The 22861-nt window shown below is 46.4% G+C and carries 22 protein-coding genes and 1 other RNA gene; 13 read left to right on the forward strand and 10 right to left on the reverse strand.

The window, feature by feature from the left end; all coding sequences use genetic code 11:
- Positions 1-392: 392 nt before the first annotated feature.
- From C9I98_RS13610 to C9I98_RS13625, 4 genes are read right to left on the reverse strand one after another with little or no spacing between them, the layout of a single operon-like run.
- Positions 393-806 carry a type IV pilus modification PilV family protein gene (locus C9I98_RS13610; RefSeq protein ID WP_036831267.1) on the reverse strand — a complete coding sequence of 138 codons (414 nt, stop codon included), beginning with the start codon at positions 804-806 and terminating at the stop codon, positions 393-395.
- On the reverse strand, positions 796-2076 hold the full coding sequence (locus tag C9I98_RS13615) for a hypothetical protein (protein WP_036831264.1): 1281 nt from the start codon (positions 2074-2076) through the stop codon (positions 796-798). Before C9I98_RS13615 ends, C9I98_RS13610 begins: the two co-directional genes overlap by 11 nt.
- A complete protein-coding gene (locus C9I98_RS13620; RefSeq protein WP_051902664.1) occupies positions 2076-2678 on the reverse strand; it encodes a PilW family protein in 603 nt (200 codons plus the stop codon). The genes C9I98_RS13615 and C9I98_RS13620 overlap by 1 nt, the downstream gene beginning before the upstream one ends.
- Positions 2659-3204 (reverse strand): GspH/FimT family pseudopilin, encoded by a 546-nt coding sequence (locus C9I98_RS13625; RefSeq protein ID WP_036831262.1) that lies wholly within the window; start codon positions 3202-3204, stop codon positions 2659-2661. The genes C9I98_RS13620 and C9I98_RS13625 overlap by 20 nt, the downstream gene beginning before the upstream one ends.
- A gap of 130 nt (positions 3205-3334) precedes the next feature.
- Here C9I98_RS13625 and C9I98_RS13630 point away from each other — a divergent pair, with 130 nt between their 5' ends.
- Complete coding sequence (locus C9I98_RS13630; protein ID WP_036831260.1) at positions 3335-3724, forward strand: type IV pilin protein; 390 nt, start codon at positions 3335-3337, stop codon at positions 3722-3724.
- 103 nt (positions 3725-3827) lie between these two features.
- On the opposite strand, the gene dnaJ is transcribed toward C9I98_RS13630, so the two are convergent.
- The 3 genes from dnaJ to grpE all read right to left on the reverse strand — a co-directional run bounded on the left by dnaJ (position 3828) and on the right by grpE (position 7816).
- A complete protein-coding gene (gene dnaJ / locus C9I98_RS13635) occupies positions 3828-4973 on the reverse strand; it encodes a molecular chaperone DnaJ (RefSeq protein WP_036831254.1) in 1146 nt (381 codons plus the stop codon).
- Between the two features lie 88 nt (positions 4974-5061).
- Positions 5062-6984 (reverse strand): molecular chaperone DnaK, encoded by a 1923-nt coding sequence (dnaK, locus tag C9I98_RS13640; protein WP_036831252.1) that lies wholly within the window; start codon positions 6982-6984, stop codon positions 5062-5064.
- A 208-nt stretch (positions 6985-7192) separates the two neighbouring features.
- Positions 7193-7816 (reverse strand): nucleotide exchange factor GrpE, encoded by a 624-nt coding sequence (gene grpE, locus C9I98_RS13645; RefSeq protein ID WP_036831249.1) that lies wholly within the window; start codon positions 7814-7816, stop codon positions 7193-7195.
- A gap of 186 nt (positions 7817-8002) precedes the next feature.
- Between grpE and nadK the strand changes: the two genes are divergently transcribed.
- The 3 genes from nadK (at position 8003) to bamE (ending at position 11225) form a co-directional block, all read left to right on the forward strand.
- Positions 8003-8884 (forward strand): NAD(+) kinase, encoded by an 882-nt coding sequence (gene nadK, locus C9I98_RS13650; protein ID WP_036831246.1) that lies wholly within the window; start codon positions 8003-8005, stop codon positions 8882-8884.
- A 177-nt stretch (positions 8885-9061) separates the two neighbouring features.
- Positions 9062-10729 (forward strand): DNA repair protein RecN, encoded by a 1668-nt coding sequence (recN, locus tag C9I98_RS13655; RefSeq protein ID WP_036819405.1) that lies wholly within the window; start codon positions 9062-9064, stop codon positions 10727-10729.
- Between the two features lie 139 nt (positions 10730-10868).
- On the forward strand, positions 10869-11225 hold the full coding sequence (gene bamE / locus C9I98_RS13660; RefSeq protein ID WP_036819407.1) for an outer membrane protein assembly factor BamE: 357 nt from the start codon (positions 10869-10871) through the stop codon (positions 11223-11225).
- Between the two features lie 42 nt (positions 11226-11267).
- Here bamE and C9I98_RS13665 read toward each other — a convergent pair whose 3' ends face one another.
- A complete protein-coding gene (locus C9I98_RS13665; protein WP_036819409.1) occupies positions 11268-11591 on the reverse strand; it encodes an RnfH family protein in 324 nt (107 codons plus the stop codon).
- On the reverse strand, positions 11581-12015 hold the full coding sequence (locus C9I98_RS13670; protein ID WP_036819411.1) for an SRPBCC family protein: 435 nt from the start codon (positions 12013-12015) through the stop codon (positions 11581-11583). Before C9I98_RS13670 ends, C9I98_RS13665 begins: the two co-directional genes overlap by 11 nt.
- 211 nt (positions 12016-12226) lie before the next feature.
- On the opposite strand from C9I98_RS13670, the gene smpB reads away from it, so the two are divergent.
- From smpB to C9I98_RS13705, 7 genes are all read left to right on the forward strand, one after another.
- On the forward strand, positions 12227-12706 hold the full coding sequence (smpB, locus tag C9I98_RS13675) for an SsrA-binding protein SmpB (RefSeq protein WP_036819413.1): 480 nt from the start codon (positions 12227-12229) through the stop codon (positions 12704-12706).
- 107 nt (positions 12707-12813) lie between these two features.
- Positions 12814-13183, forward strand: a transfer-messenger RNA (tmRNA) gene (gene ssrA, locus C9I98_RS13680).
- Positions 13184-13346: 163 nt separating this feature from the next.
- On the forward strand, positions 13347-14591 hold the full coding sequence (locus C9I98_RS13685) for a tyrosine-type recombinase/integrase (RefSeq protein WP_036819419.1): 1245 nt from the start codon (positions 13347-13349) through the stop codon (positions 14589-14591).
- A 114-nt stretch (positions 14592-14705) separates the two neighbouring features.
- Complete coding sequence (locus tag C9I98_RS13690; protein WP_036819420.1) at positions 14706-15959, forward strand: tyrosine-type recombinase/integrase; 1254 nt, start codon at positions 14706-14708, stop codon at positions 15957-15959.
- Positions 15960-15974: 15 nt separating this feature from the next.
- On the forward strand, positions 15975-16244 hold the full coding sequence (locus tag C9I98_RS13695; protein WP_107272098.1) for a helix-turn-helix transcriptional regulator: 270 nt from the start codon (positions 15975-15977) through the stop codon (positions 16242-16244).
- Positions 16245-16484: 240 nt separating this feature from the next.
- Positions 16485-17507, forward strand: coding sequence for an integrase domain-containing protein (locus C9I98_RS13700; RefSeq protein WP_051902444.1), 1023 nt, complete (start codon positions 16485-16487; stop codon positions 17505-17507).
- A gap of 319 nt (positions 17508-17826) precedes the next feature.
- Positions 17827-18093, forward strand: coding sequence for a hypothetical protein (locus C9I98_RS13705; RefSeq protein ID WP_211318326.1), 267 nt, complete (start codon positions 17827-17829; stop codon positions 18091-18093).
- On the opposite strand, the gene C9I98_RS27130 is transcribed toward C9I98_RS13705, so the two are convergent.
- The gene (locus tag C9I98_RS27130; protein WP_425440728.1) at positions 18077-18502 is read right to left on the reverse strand and encodes a helix-turn-helix domain-containing protein; all 426 of its coding nucleotides are present in this window, start codon (positions 18500-18502) and stop codon (positions 18077-18079) included. The genes C9I98_RS13705 and C9I98_RS27130 overlap by 17 nt on opposite strands.
- A gap of 272 nt (positions 18503-18774) precedes the next feature.
- Between C9I98_RS27130 and C9I98_RS13715 the strand changes: the two genes are divergently transcribed.
- Both C9I98_RS13715 and C9I98_RS13720 read left to right on the forward strand, forming a co-directional pair.
- Positions 18775-20490 (forward strand): McrB family protein, encoded by a 1716-nt coding sequence (locus C9I98_RS13715; RefSeq protein ID WP_245907158.1) that lies wholly within the window; start codon positions 18775-18777, stop codon positions 20488-20490.
- Positions 20491-20516: 26 nt separating this feature from the next.
- On the forward strand, positions 20517-22811 hold the full coding sequence (locus C9I98_RS13720; protein WP_107272099.1) for a DUF2357 domain-containing protein: 2295 nt from the start codon (positions 20517-20519) through the stop codon (positions 22809-22811).
- The last annotated feature ends 50 nt before the right edge of the window (positions 22812-22861 follow it).

Consider the following 22861-nt stretch of genomic DNA (forward strand, 5'->3'; position numbering starts at 1 on the left):
GTTAGGCCTGCCGCCAGCGTTCAATCTGAGCCATGATCAAACTCTTCAATTAAAGTTTTGTTGGTCTCTCGACCGGCTCAATGAATACTGTTAATCCATTACCGAAGTAATGAATGAATTGACTGTGGATACTTAAAGTATCATTGGTCACTCAGTTTCATTGATAAATCTTTTGACTATCATTTCACGAGTGCCCACACAGATTGCATGGTCAAATTGTTAAAGAACAATCCGATACGCTGCTGGCTAAGTTGCCGTGCTCCGTGTCGGTGAGGTGGCATTATAGGGAGAGTTCTGAAGGAGACAACTCTTTTTTTCATAAAAAAAACCGACTGCAGCCTTTTTGACCACAATCGGTTATTTTGATGGAATTAAGCACTAAAACATCAGTATTAATCAAACTCACTATATTGGGATATCACAGTTTCAAGCGATACACCCTGCTGTTGCTGCCAACGATCCACCCAACTCACGGTGACCGTCACGGATTTAGCCCCCACCACCGGGTGATCATCAACCATAGTGACATCCCTTGTCGCAGAGATATTTCCCCAATAAACAGGCTCAGAAGAATTAGTGATCTCAGTAAATAAAATGGTTCCCACCACCGAGGCTGGCCCTCGAGTGCGGAAGTACTCTATTTTTTCTTCGGCTAAATATAGCGCTTCAATAGAATTAAGGGCATTGGATGACTTTACCTCCAAATAAGCTTGCGTCTTAATAATACCCGTCACCCCGACCGCCAATATAAGCAAGGATACCAGTACCTCGATCAAGCCAAAGCCATGCTGATACCTAGAAATCATGCCAAGAGCCTTTGATCCACCGAACATCGTTACTGCTAGTGCTGAACTTGGCAAAATAGCTATCGTTATAGGTCATGCCAAAAGAGTCATTAAGTAACGCATTTTGAGAAATATAAACTTTCCCCGTACTGTCGTAATGCTTCGCATCGAGTATCAAGCCACCATCCAAATTCAGCGCACCGTGAAGATAAAAACTGGCTAGATGTACACTCTCCCCAAATACGGACGGGATATGTGTAAGGTGTCCATAGGCTTGGCTGGTTTTCCAATCATCAAAATTAAAAGCGTATTCGTAGTTGTAGTGGAAAATCATACCTTGAAACTTCAAATCATCGGGCACGGCTTTCGGGAATATGGAAAACATACCATCATGAATGAGGAGCATAATTCCATCGGTATTATTTGAAACATTGACAATCTCAATGTAGTCATCGCCAGAAATTTCACAGTTTCCTTCGACCCAGATGCTCTCATGCCCTTCTACAAATGCATCCTTCACTGCCTTACTGCAGTTTTTGATCCCTGAGTATTCAAATGCTCCCGAAGGAGATGAAACTTCAGTAATGACCGCCTCAAATTGATTCATTTTAACTTCATTGTGATTTTCATCAGATACACCAAAGAAGTTTTCAAAAGGGCTTAAATTAGGGTCATGAACAAAATCATTGAGCAAGGCATCAATACCCATTCCGTTTGTTCTATATGTTGGCAGGCAGTTTTTCCCCTTGGGAGAATCAGGCAATCCGCTGTTAATCACTGCTGCATTAGGTAGGTACTCATTTCGGTACCTTAAAGCGATACACTGCCAACCTTCACTCGTCCAAGTGCCGGGGTCAGGATAATAAAAGTTCAGAGAAGAATGCGAGTACATGTTGGAGCCTGATTGAATTGCACCGCTCTTTGCTCTCGATGCCATTTCAGCAGACTTAGTCACCCTTGCTTGGGCAATAGAGTCAGGCGATGAGCTTGCTTCTATATTGAATATATCGGCAGTAGGAAAACTGAACCCAATGCTTGTATCAGCAATCGCATCTTCACAAACATTCAGGTAAGCCGGATCGCTAGGCAGGAGTCCAGACTGTTTCACTTCCGTAAATGCGCATTCAACCGCCCCTTCCGCAAGCCAGTGCGCCTTTCTAGCCATAACTTCATTTTGGGCCCGTTTGATCTGATAAAAAACACTCTTGTATGAGGCTAATGAAAAGAGCAACGCAGCAGTCAATAACATGGCTGTTACCAGCAAAGTTGCGAACCCTCCCTGCTTATTCATCAATTCCAATTCCTTATTTTGACTTGGGTTGACCTTGCCGCAGACAAGGTATCGTCACGGGTTGCCACAGCTAAATTGATAGTGAGAAATTGGCTTGCTACTGAAGGGCCGGATAGCTGGCTTTCTTCTACTGAAAAATGCGTTACCTTCAGTTGGCGGTCATCCAGTGCGGCATGGCCGTGAGTACACGCACCAGACGTATCCATCACCGACGACTTGGTAGAGAAAACCCTCAGCATATCGCCAGATAGATAATAAGAGCGATAATGTTGCTCGGTACCATCGGCATAGCCATAACTAAGACAGGTCGCAACACCGCCCGAAAGCTGACTCAAATGAATCGTTTTGGTCGCCCCACTAATGACAAAACTACTATTTGCCCCCACTTGATACCCTGCACGTTGGATATCATGCTTAAGCATTCGCAACGTGTCATTCATGTCCTGAACCAACATCAATTGCTGGCTTCGGGAAGAGGCAAACTGCTGACCCTTAACATACACACTGCCAACTACGGACAAAGCCACCAAACCTATGGCTGACGCCACAACCAACTCGATCAAACTAAACCCAGACTGCCCTTTAGCATGAGGCATAGCCATAAGCGCCCCCCTCACTGCATATATAGACACGCCCCGTCATAATATTGGTTGTTACTTTTACCGTATCCCGACCATCGACCAGGAACTCATAACTGCCATTTGCATTCGGCCGCCCCGTCAACGGATCAAAATCTACCGTTTCAGAAGTAAAGGTGCGAAAGATATCTACCTGGTTGAATGCATCCGCAGAGACTTGTGCCAGCAAAGTATTGTCTGCGGCTAGTGCTTTAATTGACCAAGTTTGGGACGGCGTTCCACCGCTTGGCGGAATATTGTTGCTGGTTAACGTGACAGTTGCTCCGCGCATAACCGCTTCCGACTTAGCCTGTACCATTAACCACTCTATTTCGGTTGCCAATCGCTTTAGCTTCCCAGCCTCTATGATCGACGAAAAAGATGGCGCCGCCGCCCCCACTAACACGACGGCCACAGCAACTGCAATAAGCAGCTCCAACAAGGTAAAGCCCCGGAGCGTCATGTAATTAATTGTGCGGCAATGTAACTGTTGCTGATTTTCGAGAACCATTCCCCAATTCCTTCGGCAAAGCTCTGCTGCCAACGATATCAACTTGATTCATATGTTATCACCCACACAAAATGTGATTGATTTAATAGAAAAACTTATCGAGGCAAAACGGATTTTTTAGAGAAGCGGAATGATAAAAAGACAAAAAGGCGTGACACTGATCGAGTTAATGATTGCTGTCGCCATCATTGGCGTACTCACAGCGATCGCGTATCCAAGCTATCAAGCACATATAGTCAAAAGCCACCGGGCCCAGGCGATGGGGGATATGCTCAACATACAGCTGACGATGGAAGAAGGGTATAGTGCCAACAACGCGTACGACACCAGTATCGTAAGCGCAGGCACTTGCTCATTTTGCGAAGTTGATACTGACCGCTATACCCTATCGATTAATACCGCAACGACACCCTATAGTATTGAGGCGACGGCACTCAGTACCCTAGGTCAAGACCAAGACAGTTGCGGGGATCTCGCCTTATCTGCTCGAGGCATCGGCAGCCCAACCGAGTGCTGGTAGCGGACTTATACCAACCAACCAACCAACCAACATACATACCTAACAAGCAGGCACAAAAAAGCCGACAAACGTCGGCTTTTAGCTAGTCGTTCAGGCAATAGGATTAGCCTGTTAGATCATCGAAGAATTTCTTCACACCGTTGAAGAAACCTTCAGACTTAGGCTTGTGCTTGCTTGCACCTTTACCGCCTAGGCTTTCTTCTAGCTCTTGTAGCAACTCTTTCTGGCGAGCACTTAGGCTTACCGGCGTTTCTACAACTAGCTTACAGATCAGATCACCCACAGCGCCGCCACGAACCGACTTCACGCCCTTACCGCGCATGCGGAACATGCGGCCAGTTTGGGTTTCTGAAGGCACTTTCAGGTTCACGCGACCATCAAGGGTTGGCACTTCAACTTCACCACCCAATGCCGCCATGGTGAAGCTCACTGGTACTTCACAGTACAGGTTGTTGCCGTCACGTTCGAAAATGCTGTGCTCTGTTACGTGAACTTGTACGTAAAGGTCGCCAGCTGGCGCGCCGAACTCTCCCGCTTCACCTTCGCCAGATAGGCGAATGCGATCACCAGTATCAACACCAGCAGGGATCTTAACAGACAGCGTCTTGGTTTCTTCTTTACGGCCTTGGCCGTGACAAGTGCCACATGGCTCTTTGATGATCTTACCGCGACCATGACAGTGTGGACATGTTTGCTGTACCGCAAAGAAGCCTTGGCGCATCTGCACCTGGCCTTGGCCGTGACAAGTACCACAAGTCGTTGCCGAGGTGCCTTTCTTAGCACCAGAGCCGTCACAAGTATCACAACCGACAAGGGTTGGGACACGGATTTCTTTACTACAACCTCGAACAGCTTCTTCCAAAGTCAGTTCCATGTTGTAGCGAAGATCGGCGCCACGCTGAGCACGTTGCTGGCCACCACGACGGCCACCGCCGCCACCAAAGATATCACCGAATACGTCACCGAAGATATCGCCAAAGTCAGCACCGCCGCCAAAGCCGCCTCCACCGCCCATGCCGCCTTGTTCGAATGCTGCATGACCGTATTGATCATATGCTGCCTTCTTCTGAGGGTCGGTTAGGATTTCATACGCGGTTTTAACTTCTTTGAACTTTTCAGCCGCTTGCTCGTCACCCTGGTTACGGTCAGGGTGGAATTTCATTGCAAGGCGTTTATAGGCCTTTTTAATATCTCGCTCTGATGCATCGCGGCCGACACCCAGAACTTCATAAAAATCACGTTTTGACATAGTTGTTTGTCACCTGCCTGAATACGGCTACGGGCGCAAGAGTATTCCTCCAACGCCCGCGCTCAAATAAGATTAAGTGTTAACTATCTTATTTTTTTTCGTCTTTAACTTCTTCGAACTCAGCGTCAACAACGTTATCGTCTTGCTGTGCTTGCTGCTCGCCTTCACCGCCAGCTTGCGCCTGCTGTGCTTGAGCTTGCTGCTGAGCGATTTCCATTAGCTTCTGAGATGCTGCAATTAGGGCTTGAACTTTAGCGTCGATAGCTTCTTTGTCTTCGCCTTTACGTGCTTCTTCTAGCTCAGAAACCGCTGTTTCGATTTTCTCTTTCTCGTCAGCTGGAAGAGCTTCGCCAGCTTCTTCGATTTGCTTGCGAGTACCGTGAACTAGCTGGTCAGCTTGGTTACGTGCAGTTACTAGCTCTTCGAACTTCTTGTCCGCTTCTTTGTTAGCTTCTGCTTCTTGTACCATTTTCTCGATATCTTCGTCGCTCAGGCCGCCAGAAGCTTGGATAGTGATCTTCTGCTCTTTACCTGTGCTCTTATCTTTCGCAGATACGTGAAGGATACCGTCAGCATCAAGGTCGAAAGTTACTTCGATTTGAGGCATACCGCGAGGTGCAGCCTGGATACCTTCTAGGTTGAACTGACCAAGAGACTTGTTGTAGCCCGCTTGCTTACGCTCACCCTGTAGAACGTGGATAGTTACCGCATTCTGGTTGTCTTCAGCTGTTGAGAACACCTGGTTCGCCTTAGTAGGGATAGTGGTGTTTTTCTCGATTAGCTTAGTCATTACGCCACCCATGGTTTCGATACCAAGAGATAGTGGAGTAACGTCTAGTAGAAGAACGTCTTTCACGTCGCCCGCAAGTACACCGCCCTGAACAGCCGCACCTACAGCTACAGCTTCGTCTGGGTTCACGTCTTTACGTGGCTCTTTGCCAAAGAATTCAGTTACTTTAGCCTGAACCATTGGCATACGCGTCTGGCCACCAACAAGGATAACGTCAGTGATGTCGCCTACAGATAGGTCTGCGTCAGCCAGTGCAACTTTTAGTGGCTCAAGAGAACGCTGAACTAGGTCTTCAACTAGAGATTCTAGCTTCGCACGAGTCACTTTGATGTTCATGTGCTTAGGACCAGTCGCATCAGCAGTTACGTAAGGTAGGTTTACGTCAGTCTGCTGTGCAGAAGATAGTTCGATTTTCGCTTTTTCAGCTGCTTCTTTAACACGCTGCATCGCTAGAGGATCGTTCTTAAGATCGATACCCTGCTCTTTCTTGAACTCTTCAACTAGGTAGTTGATCATGCGGTTATCGAAGTCTTCACCACCAAGGTGCGTGTCACCGTTAGTTGCTAGAACTTCAAATGTTTTCTCGCCTTCAACTTCATCGATTTCGATGATAGAGATATCGAAAGTACCACCACCAAGGTCGTAAACAGCGATAGTGCGGTCACCGCCTTGCTTGTCTAGGCCGTAAGCCAGAGCAGCAGCAGTTGGTTCGTTGATGATACGCTTAACTTCTAGACCCGCGATACGGCCAGCATCTTTTGTTGCCTGACGCTGTGCATCGTTGAAGTAAGCAGGAACAGTAACAACTGCGCCAGTTACTTCTTCGCCTAGGAAGTCTTCAGCTGTTTTCTTCATCTTCTTAAGCACTTCAGCAGATACCTGAGGAGCAGCCATTTTCTGGCCTTTCGCTTCTACCCATGCATCGCCGTTGTCTGCCTTAACAATTTTGAAAGGCATGATTTCGATATCGCGCTGTACTTCTTCGTCTTCAAAACGACGACCGATTAGACGCTTGATAGCGAATAGTGTGTTTTCAGGGTTTGTTACCGCCTGACGCTTAGCTGGTTGACCAACTAGTGTTTCACCATCTTGGGTGTAAGCGATAACAGATGCTGTAGTACGCTCACCTTCAGCATTTTCAATTACACGTGGTTGTTCACCATCAAGTACTGCTACGCAAGAGTTAGTTGTACCCAAGTCAATACCAATGATTTTACCCATCAGGCTTTCTCCGAAATTCATTAAGCTTATTTGCCAGCCCGCCGTTGCCGGCTGACAATGCGGAATCAACCGCAGAAATTAATTTACAATGTTGTATGACTACTAGATAAGGGCAGCCAAATTGTTTTCAAGGGCAACATTGAAAAAAAATCAAAAAAAATTAAAAAAGCCCGCCAAGTCAGCGGGCTCCGTCAATGCAGCAACCCGCTTATGCTTGGGTATCCACGTTACCCGCAGCAGCTTTTGACACCATAACCATCGCAGGGCGAACAACACGGCCGTTAAGCTCGTAGCCTTTTTGCATCACCAGCATCACGGTGTTTGGTTCGTGCTCAGCACTTTCCTGGATAGACATCGCCTGGTGGAATTCAGGGTTGAAGGCTTCACCCAGTGGGTTAAGCTGCTTCAGGCCGAACTTCTCAACCGTGCCCATCATGGTCTTCAGTGTTAGATCAACACCTTCAACCATTGGCTTAATAGCTTCGTCGTTCTTGTCAGCCATTTCGATAGCACGTTCCATGTTATCGATAACCGGCAGTAGCTCTTCAGCAAACTTGTTTAGGGCAAACTTACGTGCCTTGTCGATTTCCTGCTCGGTACGACGACGCATGTTGTCTACTTCGGCACGAGCACGAAGCACGCTGTCTTGCTGATCTTTTACTTTTGCTTCGCTAGTCAGTAGCGCTGCTTCTAATTCTGCAATGCGAGCCGCTTGCTGCTCTTCCAAAGTCATTTCAACAACTTCTTCCTCAGCAGATTCAGTTTCAACCGCTTCAACATTTTGCTCTTGCTGTAGCTGTTCGTCCTGTACTTTTTTCTCTTCGTTGCTCATGCTTACGCTTCTCCGCCAAGATGATGATATTCAATGGAGGGCAAGAATCTGCCTGCCCTAAAATTTACTTATGGGCATATTATGGGGATGAACTTCAATGATTCAAGCCAAGATCACTCACAAAGCGCGACAAGTGTCTAATCCTAGCGCTATACTGGCCTTCTCATCATTTGTCGGATCAAGGACATGACGCGCGTTTTTCAGACCATTGCAATTATTGGCAAGCCCCGCAACCCTGACGCACTCCAAACTCATACCAGCTTATACAATTGGCTAATCGAGAGAGGGTACGAGGTACTGGTTGACCATCGGCTGGCGAATGATCTCGATGTGCCGCATTCTGCATTCTGTGACTTACTGACCATTGGCGATAAAGCCAACCTAGCCATTGTTGTCGGTGGTGATGGCAACATGCTTGGCGCAGCCCGTGTATTGTCGCGATTCGATATCGCCGTTATCGGGGTTAACCGGGGCAGCTTGGGTTTCCTGACCGACCTCGACCCGGAAGCCTTCGACAAGGAACTCGAAGAAGTACTCCAAGGCGAGTTCGTGGTTGAAAACCGCTTCCTACTCGAAGCCGAAGTCCACCGCCACGGGTTGATTAAAAGCCGTAACGCGGCCTTCAACGAAGCTGTACTGCACCCCGACAAAATCGCCCATATGATTGAGTTCGAAGTGTATATCGACGATACCTTTGCCTTCTCCCAACGTTCAGACGGCTTAATCATTGCCACCCCTACTGGCTCAACCGCGTATTCGTTATCTGGCGGCGGTCCAATTTTGTCATCGGAGCTCAATGCGATCACGCTGGTGCCGATGTTCCCGCATACCCTGTCTTGCCGCCCTTTGGTGGTCGATGGCAACAGCCGGATCAAGCTACTTGTCTCACCAACCAACGGCAGCACGCTGGAAGTAAGTTGCGACGGGCAAGTATCGCTGCCAGTCAGCCCGGGTGATGAAATCCACATCTACCAAAGCCCAGAAAGGCTCAAGCTGATCCACCCGAAAAACTACAGCTACTATAGCGTGCTGCGCAGCAAACTCGGATGGTCGAGCAAATTATTCTAAGGCCACGTAGTCGCATCATTTTGAAAGCCAGCCATCGCGCTGGCTTTTTTATTACCATATTTCATTCACTTATAAAGTTAGCCCTTTTATAGAATTTTTTATTTACGACTCTTTACTGTGTATAAATACAGTATATACTGTATGAAAAAACAGGTGTTGATTTAAACAGGTGAACACATGCTGGCTCATATGACGATCTCAAACTTTGCTATTGTCAAAAACCTTGAATTTGAACTGAAACCGGGAATGACCACCATTACGGGTGAAACCGGTGCCGGTAAGTCCATTGCTATAGATGCCCTCGGCCTCTGCCTTGGCGATCGCGCCGAAGCCAGCATGGTCCGTCCGAATGAAGACAAAGCAGAGATTTCTGCGGCGTTTTCATTACAGAACAATCAGGCCGCCCGCCGCTGGTTGGAAGACAACGAACTCATTGACGGCGACGAGTGTATTTTGCGCCGCGTGATCACCAAGGAAGGCCGCTCCCGTGGTTTCATTAACGGCAGCCCGGTACCGGCATCGCAGCAAAAATCATTGGGACAACTGCTGATCAACATCCATGGCCAACACGCCCACCAGCAGCTGATGCGTGCTGATCACCAACAGCAAATGCTTGATCATTACGCAGGCCACCACCTACTAATGGACAAGACGCGAAATAGCTACCAGCGCTGGCGCCAAGCCAACAATGAACTCAAACGCTTAAGCCAAAGCCGCGAAGAGAACGAAGCCCAGAAGCAGCTGATCCAGTACCAAGTCAAAGAACTGGACGAACTCGCACTGGGTCAAGATGAATTTGCCGACATTGAAGAAGAGCACAAGCGCCTGTCAAATTGCGGTGAGCTGGCGGTTTCAAGCCAAACCGCCCTCTCTATGCTGTATGACGACGAGGACTGCAATGCCCTTCGTATGCTGCAAATGGCCAGCCAGCAAGTGTGCAACCTGGGTGAAATCGACGCCAGCCTTAGTACGATTCCGCAAATGCTGGAAGAAGCCATTATCCAGGTACAAGAAGCCAGCCAAGAACTGCGCGGTTATCTTGATAATCTGGATATGGATCCTCAGCGTTTGGTGTACTTAGAAGAGCGCCTAGCCAAGATCATGTCACTCTCACGCAAGCACTATGTGATGCCCGAAGAGCTTTACGGCAAGCACCAAGAGCTGTTGAAAGAGCTTGAGCAGCTTGATTGCAGCGATGAACGTTTGGAAGAAATGGCAGAAAATGTCGAGTGCTTACGCCAGAAGTTCCTTGCCTGTGCCGAGAAGCTAAGCAAGAGTCGCCGGCGCTACGCCAAAGAGCTCGACAAAAAGATCTCCGACAGCATGCACCAGCTCAGCATGGAAAACGGGATCTTCAAAATTGATGTCCAGAGCGATCCTGAGGGAATGCTTAGCCCGCTAGGCTTCGACAGTATTACCTTCTTGGTCTCAACCAACCCGGGTCAACCGCTCCAGCCTCTTGGCAAGGTTGCATCGGGCGGTGAGCTCTCACGTATTTCATTGGCGATTCAGGTGATCACGGCACAGAAGGTCGAAACCCCAAGCCTGATCTTCGATGAAGTTGATGTTGGTATCAGTGGCCCGACAGCGGCTATCGTCGGCAAAATGCTGCGTACCCTTGGCGAATCAACCCAGGTCATGTGTGTTACCCACTTGCCGCAGGTGGCGGGTTGTGGCCACCAGCAAATGTTTGTTGCCAAGAAGTCCACCAAAGGACAAACCGAAACCAACATGTACCCGCTTACCGAAGACGCCCGCGTCAACGAGCTGGCTCGCCTGCTTGGCGGTAGCGAGATCACCGATCGCACCCTCGCCAACGCCAAAGAACTGCTGTTTGCGGCATAATTCGATTAAACTTGATCTACGGTGCAACTATTTCGTTGTGCCGTAGTCTCATTTAGAGTTTTTTTCTTAACTGCTTTTTTACTTCTGCCGAGTGGTTGTTTATTATCGCTGCAGAACAAAGCAAATTTGCCGGGATGCTATGAGTTGGAAAAACCTTGCTGCTATTACATTGGCAGCTAGCCTGTTAGGTGGCTGTTCAGTAGTTGAACGACTGGTATATCGAATTGATATCAACCAAGGGAACTACTTGGAACAAAAAGATATCGACAACCTTCGATATCAGATGAGTAAAGAGCAGGTGCAGTTTGTGCTAGGTTCGCCAATGCTGGTTGAGCCGGAATACCCAGATACCTGGTACTACGTCTACTACCACAAACCAGGCCATGAAGAGCCGCAACAGAAAAACCTGATCCTGAAATTCAACGGGCAAAACCAGTTAATCAGCCTAGAAGGCGACTATCCGGCAGGCCCTGCCTTTATGGAACAGCTAAACTGATACCATTAAAAAAGCTCGCCTTGGCGAGCTTTTTTGTGTCTGTTATTCCGCTTTTTTAGCCGCCAGCGCTTCTTGCTTGGCTTGCTCTGCCCGCTTACGGCGAATCTCTTTCGGATCGGCCAGCAATGGGCGATAAATCTCGATACGGTCGCCATCATGCACGGTCGCATCAAGTTTTACGTTTCGGCTGTAAACACCCACTTTGTTTTTCTTCAGGTCGATTTCCGGGTACATCTCAAGGACACCCGATTGCTCGATGATCTCTTTCACTTGGGTATCAGAGGTGATCCCCAGCCTGATAACACGCTGGACATCCGGCAGCGCATACACCACCTCAACATGGATCAGGGTTTCATCAGAAGTCATAGATTTCCCTTGCGCGCTGAGTAAAGGCACTCACCATGTTGTTGGTCAATTCGCGGAACACCTTACCAAACGCAGCTTCGACCAGTGCATTGGTAAATTCAAAGTCGAGCTTGAGCTCAACCTTACATGCCTCGGCATCCAATTCGGTGAAGTGCCAACCGCCAACCAAGCGCTGGAACGGGCCATCAACCAACTGCATGTCAATCTTCTTCGCATCTGTTAATGCATTACGCGTTACAAACGTTTTTTTGATCCCTGCTTTGGACACATCAACCGATGCCATCATATGCTGCTCAGAGCTTTCCAAAATTCTCGTACCAGAGCAGCCCGGTAAAAAGGCTGGGTACGACTCTACATCATTCACAAGTTCAAACATTTGCTTCGCACTGAACGGCACCAATGCAGAGCGGCTAATCTGAGGCATAGTTTCTCCTTTACCCATCTATCTCCCCAACTCACAGCATTTGCAGACGCCGCCAGCAAACCCTATGAGAAGTGGTTGCCCAATGATACCATTAGTCGGCTAACAGCCAAAATAAGCGTGTGAATGGTAAAGCAAACCATTGTTTTACCAATAGGCACATATCGACCGAGTACAAATTTGGCACTCGGGACAGCAACAAATAAGAGTATTTATGGCCAAGAAAAAACCAAAGCAAAGTAGCAATACGATTGCTAAGAACAAAAGCGCCCGTTTTGAGTTCGCGATCAGCGACGAATACGAAGCCGGCATGGAGCTCCAGGGCTGGGAAGTGAAAGCTATCCGTTCTGGCAAAGTGAACATCTCGGAAAGCTACGTATTCCTGCGCAATGGCGAAGCCTTCATTTCAGGGGTACAAATTACACCGCTAAACGCAGCGTCTACCCACGTCGTCGCCGATCCGACCCGCACCCGCAAACTGCTGCTTAACCGCCGTGAAATCGACCGCCTAATGGGCGCGGTAAACCGCGACGGTGAAACCATCGTGGCACTTTCTATGTACTGGAAGGGCTCATGGGTTAAACTGAAAGTAGGTACAGCGAAAGGTAAGAAGCTTCACGATAAGCGCGCCGACTCCAAACAGAAGGATTGGCAACGCGATAAAGCGCGTATCATGAAGAGCAGCCTGCGCTAAATTCAATGGCCTTGCTTGCTAAGTGGTGGATTTTTCTCCATAAGCACCCTGCAGGCGGGCTTTTGTGTTGACGCTAACCGATTTTCTGTTAACATCGATCGAACTCTGGGGCTGATTTAGGATTCGACAGGATCACGAAGGCTTTGGGAGCATGCCGAGGTGCGGTTGGCCTCGTTAAAAAGCCGCAAAAAAATAGTCGCAAACGACGAAAACTACGCACTAGCAGCTTAATACCCTGCTGAGAGCACTCCTGCCCTAGCTTCCGCTTGTAAGACGGGGAATTACAGGGGTTCAAACCCAAACAAGATAGCGAGGGAACCTTTGACTAGAGAGGTGAACCGCGAAATAGAATTCTGGTATGTATTAGCATAGCGTGTCAATTCGCAGTGTTGGTACGAGAATAAAGATTGACTAAGCATGTAGCGCCTCTGGTTAGACTGGTTTTGGACGCGGGTTCAACTCCCGCCAGCTCCACCAAATTCGTATACGAAGACACCTTACGGTGTCCCAGAAAGCCCGCTAAACCAATAGTTTAGCGGGCTTTCTTGTCTCAAGAGCTCCCATACGCTCCCATCACGTCGCACGAAGTATGTGGTATTTTAAGTGGTATCCGTCAAATGATGCCCAGAGGTACCACAACATGCCCAAAGTAGCTATCCCACTGACCGATACACAACTCAAGAACATAAAGCCTACAGGCAAAGTCCAGAAACTCACCGATGGAGAGGGGCTTTACTTAAGAGTGACCCCAAAAGGCGTAACAACCTGGTATTTAAACTACCACCATCCAATCACTAATGTTCGCATAGACTGGCTCCTTGGAAGGTACCCAGACCTCACTCTCGCCAATGCTAGAAAACTTCGGAAAGAGCACAAAAGCGTGCTGGCTGAAGGCATTGACCCAAGAGAACAACAACAAGCCGAACAGTTAGCTAAACAGAAAATCTATGAGAATACGTTCAAGAAAATCGCACGCAACTGGCTCAATGTTAAAGGTAGCAGCGTTACAGCAGATCATCTCATAGACATTCGCCGCTCACTTGAGAACCACCTCTTTCCCCGAATCGGAAATCAACCTATCACCCAGTTAAATGCTCCAATGGTGATCTCGACACTTAAACCATTGGAAGCTGCAAACAAGCTCGACATGCTCAAACGCTTATGCCAGCGTATCAATGAAATCATGACCTATGCTATCAATTGTGGCTTGCTGGATAATAACCCTCTTGCTGGCATTAGTAATACATTCCGCAAACCAAAGAAAAAGCACCAACCAGCTATTGATCAAAAGCGCCTACCCGAGTTCCTTCATGTTCTATCAATATCACCAGTAAGTATGCTGACAAGGTGTCTGATAGAGCTTCAACTGCACACTATGCTTCGTCCAAACGAAATCGCTGGTGCTAAGTGGGAGGAAATTGATTTTGTCCACCGCATCTGGCGTATACCTGGAGCGAGAATGAAAGGGCCTAAAGGCCGTTACACTGATGATGAAATCGAACATCGGTTAACACATAGTATCCCCCTCTCCTCCCAAGTAATACAAACCTTAAACCTTCTTCGCCCTATTACAGGGCATACCCCTTTTGTATTTTTCTCCCGCAGAGCCAAAAGCATGCACATCAACAGTCAAACGGCTAATGCAGCAATTAAAAATATGGGGTTTAAAGGAGAACTGGTTTCCCATGGCCTCAGGGCAATAGCAAGCACAGTACTGAACGAACAAGGGTTTGATCCTGACCTTATAGAGAAAGCGCTTGCACATAAGGGAGAGAACGAAGTGAGAGCGGCCTATAACCGAGCTGATCTCATACCAAGACGAGCAGAGATGATGCAGTGGTGGAGCGATTACATACAAAGAGCAAAGGCTTTCTCCAATAACTAGCCGTTCAAAATTCAAGCAATCAGCTAATAAAAAAATAATTTCAGTAGCGCCGAGTGTTTTTTTTCATCGGGAAAGAAAAAAATGTGGTTATCTAAACAAATATGGATATCCAAAATGCCAAAGCGAGTACTACCACTTACAGACCTAACGGTCAAAAAGCTCAAAGCTACAGGTAAGGTACAAAAATTATTTGATGGCGGTGGGCTATATCTGCGTGTTAGCCCGCTTGGTTGTAAAACATGGTACTTCAACTACCTTCACCCTATAACAAAAAAACGTATCGATATGCGCCTAGGCGTATACCCAGCATTATCATTATCTACAGCAAGAGAGTGGCAAAGAGCCTACCGTTCATTAGTCGCAGAAGGAGTAGATCCCAAAGATCATATCGAGGATACACGTCAAAAGTATCTTGATGAGTATGAAAATACTTTCGATAAAATGGCATACCTGTGGCTTGAAGAAAAGCCACACAAAGGCTCTGAAGGGCATCATCACGATACAATAAGAAGGCTAGAGAATCACCTTCTGCCTAAGCTTGGTAAGACTCCAGTAAAAAAAATTACAGCAAAAGCAGTAAAGCTAGTGCTAAAACCTTTAGAAAAGAAAAACAAACTCGAATTGGTAAAGCGACTTTGCCGAGATATGAATAATGTAATGTTCTTTGCGATGAACCATGATGCCTTAGAAAGAAACCCATTAGCTTACCTCCATAAACAGTTTAGGAAGCCTATACCCCAAAACCACCCTTACATTGATGAAAGTGAGCTTCCTGAGTTCTTTAGTTTACTTAATGATGCCTCTTCAGATGATGTAACTAAGTACTTTATAGAATTGAAACTTCACTTGATGACTCGTTCTCAAGATCTTGCAAGTTCAAGGTGGAGCGCAGTTAACTGGGAGAAAAGAATTTTAACTATACCTGGTAATCAAATGAAGGGGAATAAGGAGTTTCTTACACAAAAACAAATCGATGAAAAGTACACACATGTGATTCCGTTATCAGATGTTGTTATTAATATTTTGCAAAAACTTAGAGCTATAACAGGGAATTCGGAGTTTTTGTTTAACTCACTCAGAGCAGCGGCAGGGCATATTAATTATCAATCAGGTAACAAGGCAATAAAAGAGATGGGATATGAAGGAAAGCTAGTTGCACATGGTTTGAGAGACACAGCTAGCACTGCTTTGCATGATGCCGGCTACCCTGAACAATGGATAGATAAGGCTCTATCTCATCGTGTTGGAAATGAAGTTTCACGTTCATACAATCATGCTAAATATATTGAGCTACGTCGAGATATGATGAATTGGTGGAGTGATAAGATCGAAAGTGCCAAGCAGCAATCGTTAAAAGATATCGTTTAGAAATGGAAGCTAATAATGTCTGAAGAAAGTAGTAAAATCGCCATAGCCTTTATCAGGATGAGCGATATTGAGGAAATAACCACACTTAAAGATAAAACTATTTACCGGCATATTGGTGAAGGTGTGTTTCCACCTTCAATTACCCTTGGGGAGCAATCTTCAGGTTGGTTAAAACATGAAGTTGAAGCCATATTAAAAGCTAGAATACTAGGGGTAAAATGTAAAGATAAATTACGAAATATTGTTAAGGGTTTAATTAAAAAAAGAGACACCTTACATATTTAATTAAAAAATCATAAACACACAAGTTAGTTCAATATCAGGTATGGTTATTATAGATCATACCTGCACTCTCTTTAAAAGCTTAAAAAACAAATACAAGTAAATTTTCACCCACACCCTCAACTAAAGATATAGATACAAAATTCCCCGCCACTACCTCCTTTGTAGTTAAAGGAACATTCTCCATCCTCATGATACTCCACACAAATAGTCAATCACACTTAACTATTCAAAGAGGTGTTCATGAAGATAACAAGATGCCGTTGGGAGCGACAAAACCCAAATGCCCGTAATTTTGGTTTAGGCAGTAGGGATATGATCTCAGCAGCCCAAAAGGCCTTACAAGAGAAGCAAGGGAATAAGGTTACGGGCATATCAACTACCCACAATCAAATATCACGCTTTAAGCAATTTGCTCATTGGGTAAAGGCTAAGCATGGTATCGGTGATCTGCGAAAAATAACTAAGTCTCATCTCATGGAATATGCAGATCACTTGCGCCACCGAGTTGAATATGCTTCTGACAGGCTCAAATCATATACATCAGCAGCTAACTACCTATCTGCAGTAAACACAGTGTTGGCTCAAGCTCGTGGAGATCAAAATGTACGATTTACAGCAAGCCAAGCAGGCTACCCAGAAAGGGATGATATTTTAAGGGAGAGCAAGACAATCACTGATAAGCATCATGAGAATGCACGCTCTATGGTCGAGCCAAGACTTGCAGCTCAGATGGGGTTAATGCGGCATTTTGGAGCAAGGTTCGAAGGAAGTTGTAAGCTCAACGTGCAAAAGGCCCTGTCATCAGCATTACAATATGGCTATATCCGTATAGATTGCGAAAAAAATCAAACACCACGAACAGTTACCATCCGTAACCCTGAGCAAATCAGGGCGCTTGAAGAAGCTTTGCCGTTTCAAGGTACTCATTACTCTTTAATACCTCACGATAAAACTTACGCTGAGTACTCTGCTCATTGCTATCGGCAGTTCCTCTCAATAACTGGCTATCTGGCCCACAGCGAAAGAAGGTTCTTTGCTCAGAGACTCTACTCAGAGACCATCCAAAACTTAACCAATGTGACTGGAGTTCAATGTCCTGTATTGGCTCAAGTTTCACATGGGAAAGAGCACCATCAGTACCTAGCAGAAAAGCTGAATGTCTCAATTAAAGAAGCCAAGTTAATAGATAAAGCAGCAAGGAGAGTGGTTAGTAAAGAATTGGGCCACAAGCGAATTTCCGTCACCAACTCGTACATAGGGTAATCAATTGCATCGAATCGAGTACCAAATCCGCCAATTAAGCGGCGGGATAATGAAAACCGGCAATCATCCTGCTCGCAAACGGGTCAGAAATAGGATGATTGCCATCATGCTTAATATTGCAAAGCACGAAAACATCTCGGACATCAGACAGCTTGGAAGGGCACACGTGCACCGCTACTGGAACAGGAATTCACATCTAAGCCCAGCAACTTTACGTGATCATTACTACGCGATTGAAAAAGTATGGCAAGTGTTGCTAAGGCGTTCTTCTATGCCGCCGAAGCCATAAGCACCAAGTAACATGAAGACCGATTACTATGTGACTTATAGTCCGTGGACATGGCCAGCCTATCTCCCTGATAATAGAAATAAAGAGGAGAAGCTGATGACCGAAGACACTTACCCAGAAATTACCCATGAAGAGTCATACAAGGGATACACAATATACATAGAGAACAACGCCGACCGGTACCGCGGCGGCTATGAATACACGGTATCCGACGGCAGCGACGAGCTCGATAGTGGCCTCGTGTTCACGGTCGAGGACGGCATCAGCGAAGCCAAGGCATTCATCGACTCCCTTTAGCATTTTCCTTGTCGGCCAAAAGGCAAAGGAACTGGTGGCTGTCGACCCCGAGAGCGGCAAGAAGGCGGTCTAGGGTATCCAGGGTAATATTGCGCCTGTTGCGCTCTACGCCGGAAATGAATGTGCGGTCGATTCCCGAAGCCTTGGCCAACCTCTCTTGGCTCAGCCCCCTTTCCAGCCGCATCTCCCTCAGCAGCAAAGCCGTATTTTCCCTCAGCGCCATTATTAACCTCTCAGCAAAATCAGATAGGTTAGCTGGGTAAGTTCTAGCGAACCACGGACTATAAGTCACATTTGGTATGGGAGGGGTAATCGCATACCAAGAAGAATAGAATCTAATTTTTCGCCGCCCTAGGTGTAAAAAAGTCATCCCCCTCCCCCCTACTTTTGATCGTTCCTGCACTGACATTACCTGACGGCCAAGATTTACCGGAATATAATGGTGCTAATTTTAGGAAAAACTAAAGAGGGTAAAAACATGATCCTTCAAGACGCTAATAATACATAGATCTAGCAAGTAGCGAGAAATGTCTAAAAATGTAATTACCTGATAATAATGATATTATATTCATAACTATAAAGTGCTTGCCTTCATGTCATCAGAATTGAGCAATACAAGCGTCATCGATTTGTGGTCACGTAACTAAAATACCAACAACGAATCCGAGGAACATTACCGTAATGGACAAAGACCAGATCTTTCAAGAAATTATCCAAGGTATAAAAAACCTAATAGGTAGCGAACTTCAATATATATCGAACTCGTCATCAACCGTTGTTATCGAGAGTGTCGAAGAAGCCACCAACGGAATTATGGTAAGACGAGGCACTAATAACCCACAAAAGATTACTTTTGATAGGCTCAATACTTACGCAACGGCACTCTCGAAAGGAAGGCCAATTCATACTGATACAGTCTATAACTCTGGGGGGAACGACCGCACGATTATTGAAACTATCGTATGCCACCTTCCAAAAGTTGGTTTCATGAAAGGACGACAGGGTAGGAACCAGACTAAAAACAAAGTAGTACAATGGTTTCCAGAAGACATTCACCCCCTTGGTGAAACATTGGACGTAAGTGACGAAAGTTATTCAGAGCATGAAGAACAGCAGCCACAAATCGAACTAACGCCACTACCAAAACCCTTTATTTTACTTGCCGGTATTTCCGGTACAGGTAAAACCCGCTTCATCCGTGAACAGGCCAAATCAAGCGGCGACCTTGAGCAAACATACTGCCTAGTTTCAGTAAGACCAGACTGGCATGAGCCCTCTGATTTGCTTGGTTACATTTCACGCCTAGGGAAGAGTGGCGCAGAGTATATCGCAACCGATGTCCTGAAATTCATAGTGCAGGCCTGGCTTGAGATCATTGATGATATCGTTGATTCAGATGGCGACCTTTACTGGGAAGGAGGAGTGCTGGAAAGCATCAGGCCATTCTGGCTTTGCCTTGATGAAATGAATCTAGCCCCGGTTGAGCAATACTTTGCTGACTACCTTTCGGTGATGGAAACTCGAACTTGGTACACCCCGGAAGAGCTGGAAGAATTCAACGACACAAACAGCACGAGCTTTGATTACTATTATGACTGTGACCCGCTATTAAAGCCGACTTTATTTGAGCAGCTTGAAGAAGCAGGAAAGGATAAGCTACGCAGAGACCTTGGGCTAGAAGGCAGTAAATACGACAACATTTGGCGTTACTTCCAAACTAATGGTATATCGCTACCGTTCAACCTTATTGTCGCAGGTACCGTCAACATGGACGAAACGACCCACGGCTTCTCAAGGAAAGTTATCGACCGAGCCCTAACCATTGATTTTGGTATGTTCTACCCTAACGATTTCCTCCAATACTTTGAACCGCAGACAAAGCCGCTGGCCCTTGGTTACCCGACCTTAAGCAGGGCAAGCCTTGATGCACTCAAGAATACGCCATCCGACCCCGATGGGGAGAAATCCATAAACTTCCTCAGCGAAATAAACAGTATCCTTAAAGGCACACCTTTCGAGTTAGCCTACCGGGCACTCAACGAGCTCTTATTGAGCGTAATATGCACGGCTCCTGAGAATGACACACAACTACAGGCGACCTGGGATGATTTCCTGATGTGCAAAATCCTACCAAGGATCGAGGGTGATGCAGACAAACTTGCAAGCAAGGACGTTGACGAACATGAAATCTATAACGAACAGACACTGTTGAGCGACCTGGAAAAAGTCATACGCCAGCAACTGAATGGCATATGGGACACACAACGCCAAGACCTTTTGAGGGAGTCTTCGCCTGACAGTAGCGAACCACTACTCGTACCTTGCCGTAGCAAAGGAAAACTGGAATGGATGCAAGGAAGGCTTCAATCAAACGGCTTTGCCAGCTTCTGGCCATAACCAATAACAAAAGAGAGCAATAACCGATGCCAGATATCCTTTGGATTAAAACGCCAGACTGGGAGTTGGCTGTTTGGACTAAGGACGTAAGCAAGCCGCAGAAGCGGCTTGCTACAACCCTCAAGGCCAGAAATAAAGAGACGAAGCCCACAGAAATATCCTTTACACCACCATTGTGCATCCATGATGTTACTTGTGAAGGGGCAACGGTGTGCATTCCCCCACCCCATACAGCTAGCAACCACCTCAAAGTGTCCCAACCCCTATTCTTTGAAAATACACAATACGAATTTGAGTTTTCGTTCAGTGAGGAGGTTGACACTGAGGAGGAATTTGCCCCAAGACTGGTGCATAACCTCAACAGCGTAAATTCATCCTTCCATTTCAGTAACCGGAAAGGGCCGGTTCTGAGGGGGAGCATTAATTTTGCGAATGATATCGGACGGTTCAAGCTTCCCTTCCGTTACTTTAAGAACGAGAGAAAATGCGAAGCCTTAGTCACTATTGAAGTACTCCCTTTAAAGATGGATATGGCCAGCGACCTTGCTGCAATGTACCGAAAAATCGATGAAGAGTATCCACTGTGGCGGTTTGCCCTTGCAGAAAAAACACAACAAGATGCAGGGAGCACAAAGACCCAGCAGCAAACGTTTCCTCTACTTTGGCTAGCACAATTTGAAGCACTTTGGAGCGAGTACGAAAAAGGGATAAAGCTAATAATCAACTCCCCGCATAATCGGCTGCAGCCATATACCAAACGTATAAAAGCCGACAAGCTAAAAGGGAAGGTATCGCCACGCCTTGCTGAGAAAGTCAGTGAAACGCTTCACAGCGGTAGCTATGACCGACGGTTTACCGTAAAACAAAAGATACTCAGTATCGATACCCCTGAAAACCGATTTATAAAGATGACGCTTGAACACGCACACCGTAACCTAGGGAAGCTATCACAGGCAGCATGGCGATATGAAACCAATAAAGACCAGAAAAGGTTATCTGGTGTGTTTTTTGAACGGTTGTCAAAATGGCAAAAAAACATAGAAACATACACCCGCACCCCGGTTTTGAAAGAGGTAGGACATTACGATGGGCTACTCAAGGAGTCATTGGTCCTTCACCAGAAAACAGGGTACGCCAATGTTTACAGAGTTTGGCAACAATTAAAACTGTACCTCGATGTACTTGGTAAACAGTCATCAATCTCAATGAAGTCGATTGCTGAGCTTTATGAGGTTTGGTGCTTCCTCGAAATCCGGCAGCAGATACTAGACCTTGGCTTTGCTGAAACCAAAAGCCAAAAGGCCTCGCTGAAGACAAAAGGCCTGGAGTATGTAACCGAAAACGGCTTTCGCGGGGCCTTCAATTTTAAACGTAGCGACGGCGTTACCATCCGGTTAGCCCATGAGCCCCGTTTTACCAAAATCACCAAGTACATAAAGTCATGGATAACACCGCAGCAACCAGACATTTTGCTAGAAGTCCAGTTTACGACCGGCGAAAAGATTGTCTGGCTATTTGATGCCAAATATAGGATAGAAAATAACGATAGAAATATTACAGCTCAAGACATGGCACCTGACGATGCGATCAACCAGATGCACCGTTACCGTGATGCCCTGATCCAAAACCATAACGGCGAAAATGGGCTAACCTACCAAACACGACCAGTCTTCGGCGCTTATATTTTATATCCAGGATACATAGAACAAAGAAAAGAGAATGCTCATGAAAACCCATACTATGAAGCAATAAACCATATCGGCATAGGCGCCTTCCCCTTATTGCCAAGCCAAAAGAATGCTGCCGGAGGAGCGGCAGGCAATGCGTGGTTAAACGACTTCCTCAATTCAAAAATCGGCAGCCTCAAAGCATCAATTGACGATAGCCGTATTGAAGAGTGTGCCCGAATACCATACATAGGTACGAAGAACATCCGCTATAACGACCTTGTTGCTATCATGCCACGGAGAGATGAAGAAAGAGTAACCGATGACCGCTTCAGGACTGGTATGGCCGGTTTTTATTCATTAAAAGCCAGCCTATTAACACAACAGGCTGTAGTAACAGAGATACGATACCTCGCCATACCGACACCCGAAGCCCCTGGAAGGCAGAAAATAGATTACCTCTACCCCGTGATAGGAGTGGAAAACAACGCGCCAAACTGGCTATTCACCCTTGGTCCCGGGCTCAAACTCACCTCGCCAATAACTGGTGAGCTAGGCTTAGGCTGTGACTCCAAGCCCGTATTCACAAGTTCCGACGCGATCTGGAGCGAAAAAAACTGGGATTTACTACCCAAGCGATATAGGTATCTCTAAAACAAATATACCCACAGGGAAACCTGTGGGTATATGAAAAAGTAGATACT

It is taken from the genome of Photobacterium sanctipauli, assembly GCF_003026495.1.
In the GTDB taxonomy this organism is placed as follows: domain Bacteria; phylum Pseudomonadota; class Gammaproteobacteria; order Enterobacterales; family Vibrionaceae; genus Photobacterium; species Photobacterium sanctipauli.

Excerpts from the sequence above, each read along its gene's own strand:
- dnaK (WP_036831252.1), bottom strand. The coding sequence starts at position 6,984 with ATGGGTAAAATCATTGGTATTGACTTGGGTACAACTAACTCTTGCGTA.
- C9I98_RS13695 (WP_107272098.1), top strand. The coding sequence starts at position 15,975 with ATGTCTGAAGAAAGTAGTAAAATCGCCATAGCCTTTATCAGGATGAGC.
- nadK (WP_036831246.1), top strand. The coding sequence starts at position 8,003 with ATGACGCGCGTTTTTCAGACCATTGCAATTATTGGCAAGCCCCGCAAC.
- C9I98_RS13690 (WP_036819420.1), top strand. The coding sequence starts at position 14,706 with ATGCCAAAGCGAGTACTACCACTTACAGACCTAACGGTCAAAAAGCTC.
- grpE (WP_036831249.1), bottom strand. The coding sequence starts at position 7,816 with ATGAGCAACGAAGAGAAAAAAGTACAGGACGAACAGCTACAGCAAGAG.
- recN (WP_036819405.1), top strand. The coding sequence starts at position 9,062 with ATGCTGGCTCATATGACGATCTCAAACTTTGCTATTGTCAAAAACCTT.
- C9I98_RS13610 (WP_036831267.1), bottom strand. The coding sequence starts at position 806 with ATGATTTCTAGGTATCAGCATGGCTTTGGCTTGATCGAGGTACTGGTA.
- bamE (WP_036819407.1), top strand. The coding sequence starts at position 10,869 with ATGAGTTGGAAAAACCTTGCTGCTATTACATTGGCAGCTAGCCTGTTA.
- C9I98_RS13630 (WP_036831260.1), top strand. The coding sequence starts at position 3,335 with ATGATAAAAAGACAAAAAGGCGTGACACTGATCGAGTTAATGATTGCT.
- C9I98_RS13620 (WP_051902664.1), bottom strand. The coding sequence starts at position 2,678 with ATGGCTATGCCTCATGCTAAAGGGCAGTCTGGGTTTAGTTTGATCGAG.
- C9I98_RS13715 (WP_245907158.1), top strand. The coding sequence starts at position 18,775 with ATGGACAAAGACCAGATCTTTCAAGAAATTATCCAAGGTATAAAAAAC.
- smpB (WP_036819413.1), top strand. The coding sequence starts at position 12,227 with ATGGCCAAGAAAAAACCAAAGCAAAGTAGCAATACGATTGCTAAGAAC.
- C9I98_RS13625 (WP_036831262.1), bottom strand. The coding sequence starts at position 3,204 with ATGGTTCTCGAAAATCAGCAACAGTTACATTGCCGCACAATTAATTAC.
- C9I98_RS13670 (WP_036819411.1), bottom strand. The coding sequence starts at position 12,015 with ATGCCTCAGATTAGCCGCTCTGCATTGGTGCCGTTCAGTGCGAAGCAA.
- C9I98_RS13685 (WP_036819419.1), top strand. The coding sequence starts at position 13,347 with ATGCCCAAAGTAGCTATCCCACTGACCGATACACAACTCAAGAACATA.
- C9I98_RS13700 (WP_051902444.1), top strand. The coding sequence starts at position 16,485 with ATGAAGATAACAAGATGCCGTTGGGAGCGACAAAACCCAAATGCCCGT.
- C9I98_RS13615 (WP_036831264.1), bottom strand. The coding sequence starts at position 2,076 with ATGAATAAGCAGGGAGGGTTCGCAACTTTGCTGGTAACAGCCATGTTA.
- C9I98_RS13665 (WP_036819409.1), bottom strand. The coding sequence starts at position 11,591 with ATGACTTCTGATGAAACCCTGATCCATGTTGAGGTGGTGTATGCGCTG.
- dnaJ (WP_036831254.1), bottom strand. The coding sequence starts at position 4,973 with ATGTCAAAACGTGATTTTTATGAAGTTCTGGGTGTCGGCCGCGATGCA.
- C9I98_RS13720 (WP_107272099.1), top strand. The coding sequence starts at position 20,517 with ATGCCAGATATCCTTTGGATTAAAACGCCAGACTGGGAGTTGGCTGTT.
- C9I98_RS27130 (WP_425440728.1), bottom strand. The coding sequence starts at position 18,502 with ATGTCAGTGCAGGAACGATCAAAAGTAGGGGGGAGGGGGATGACTTTT.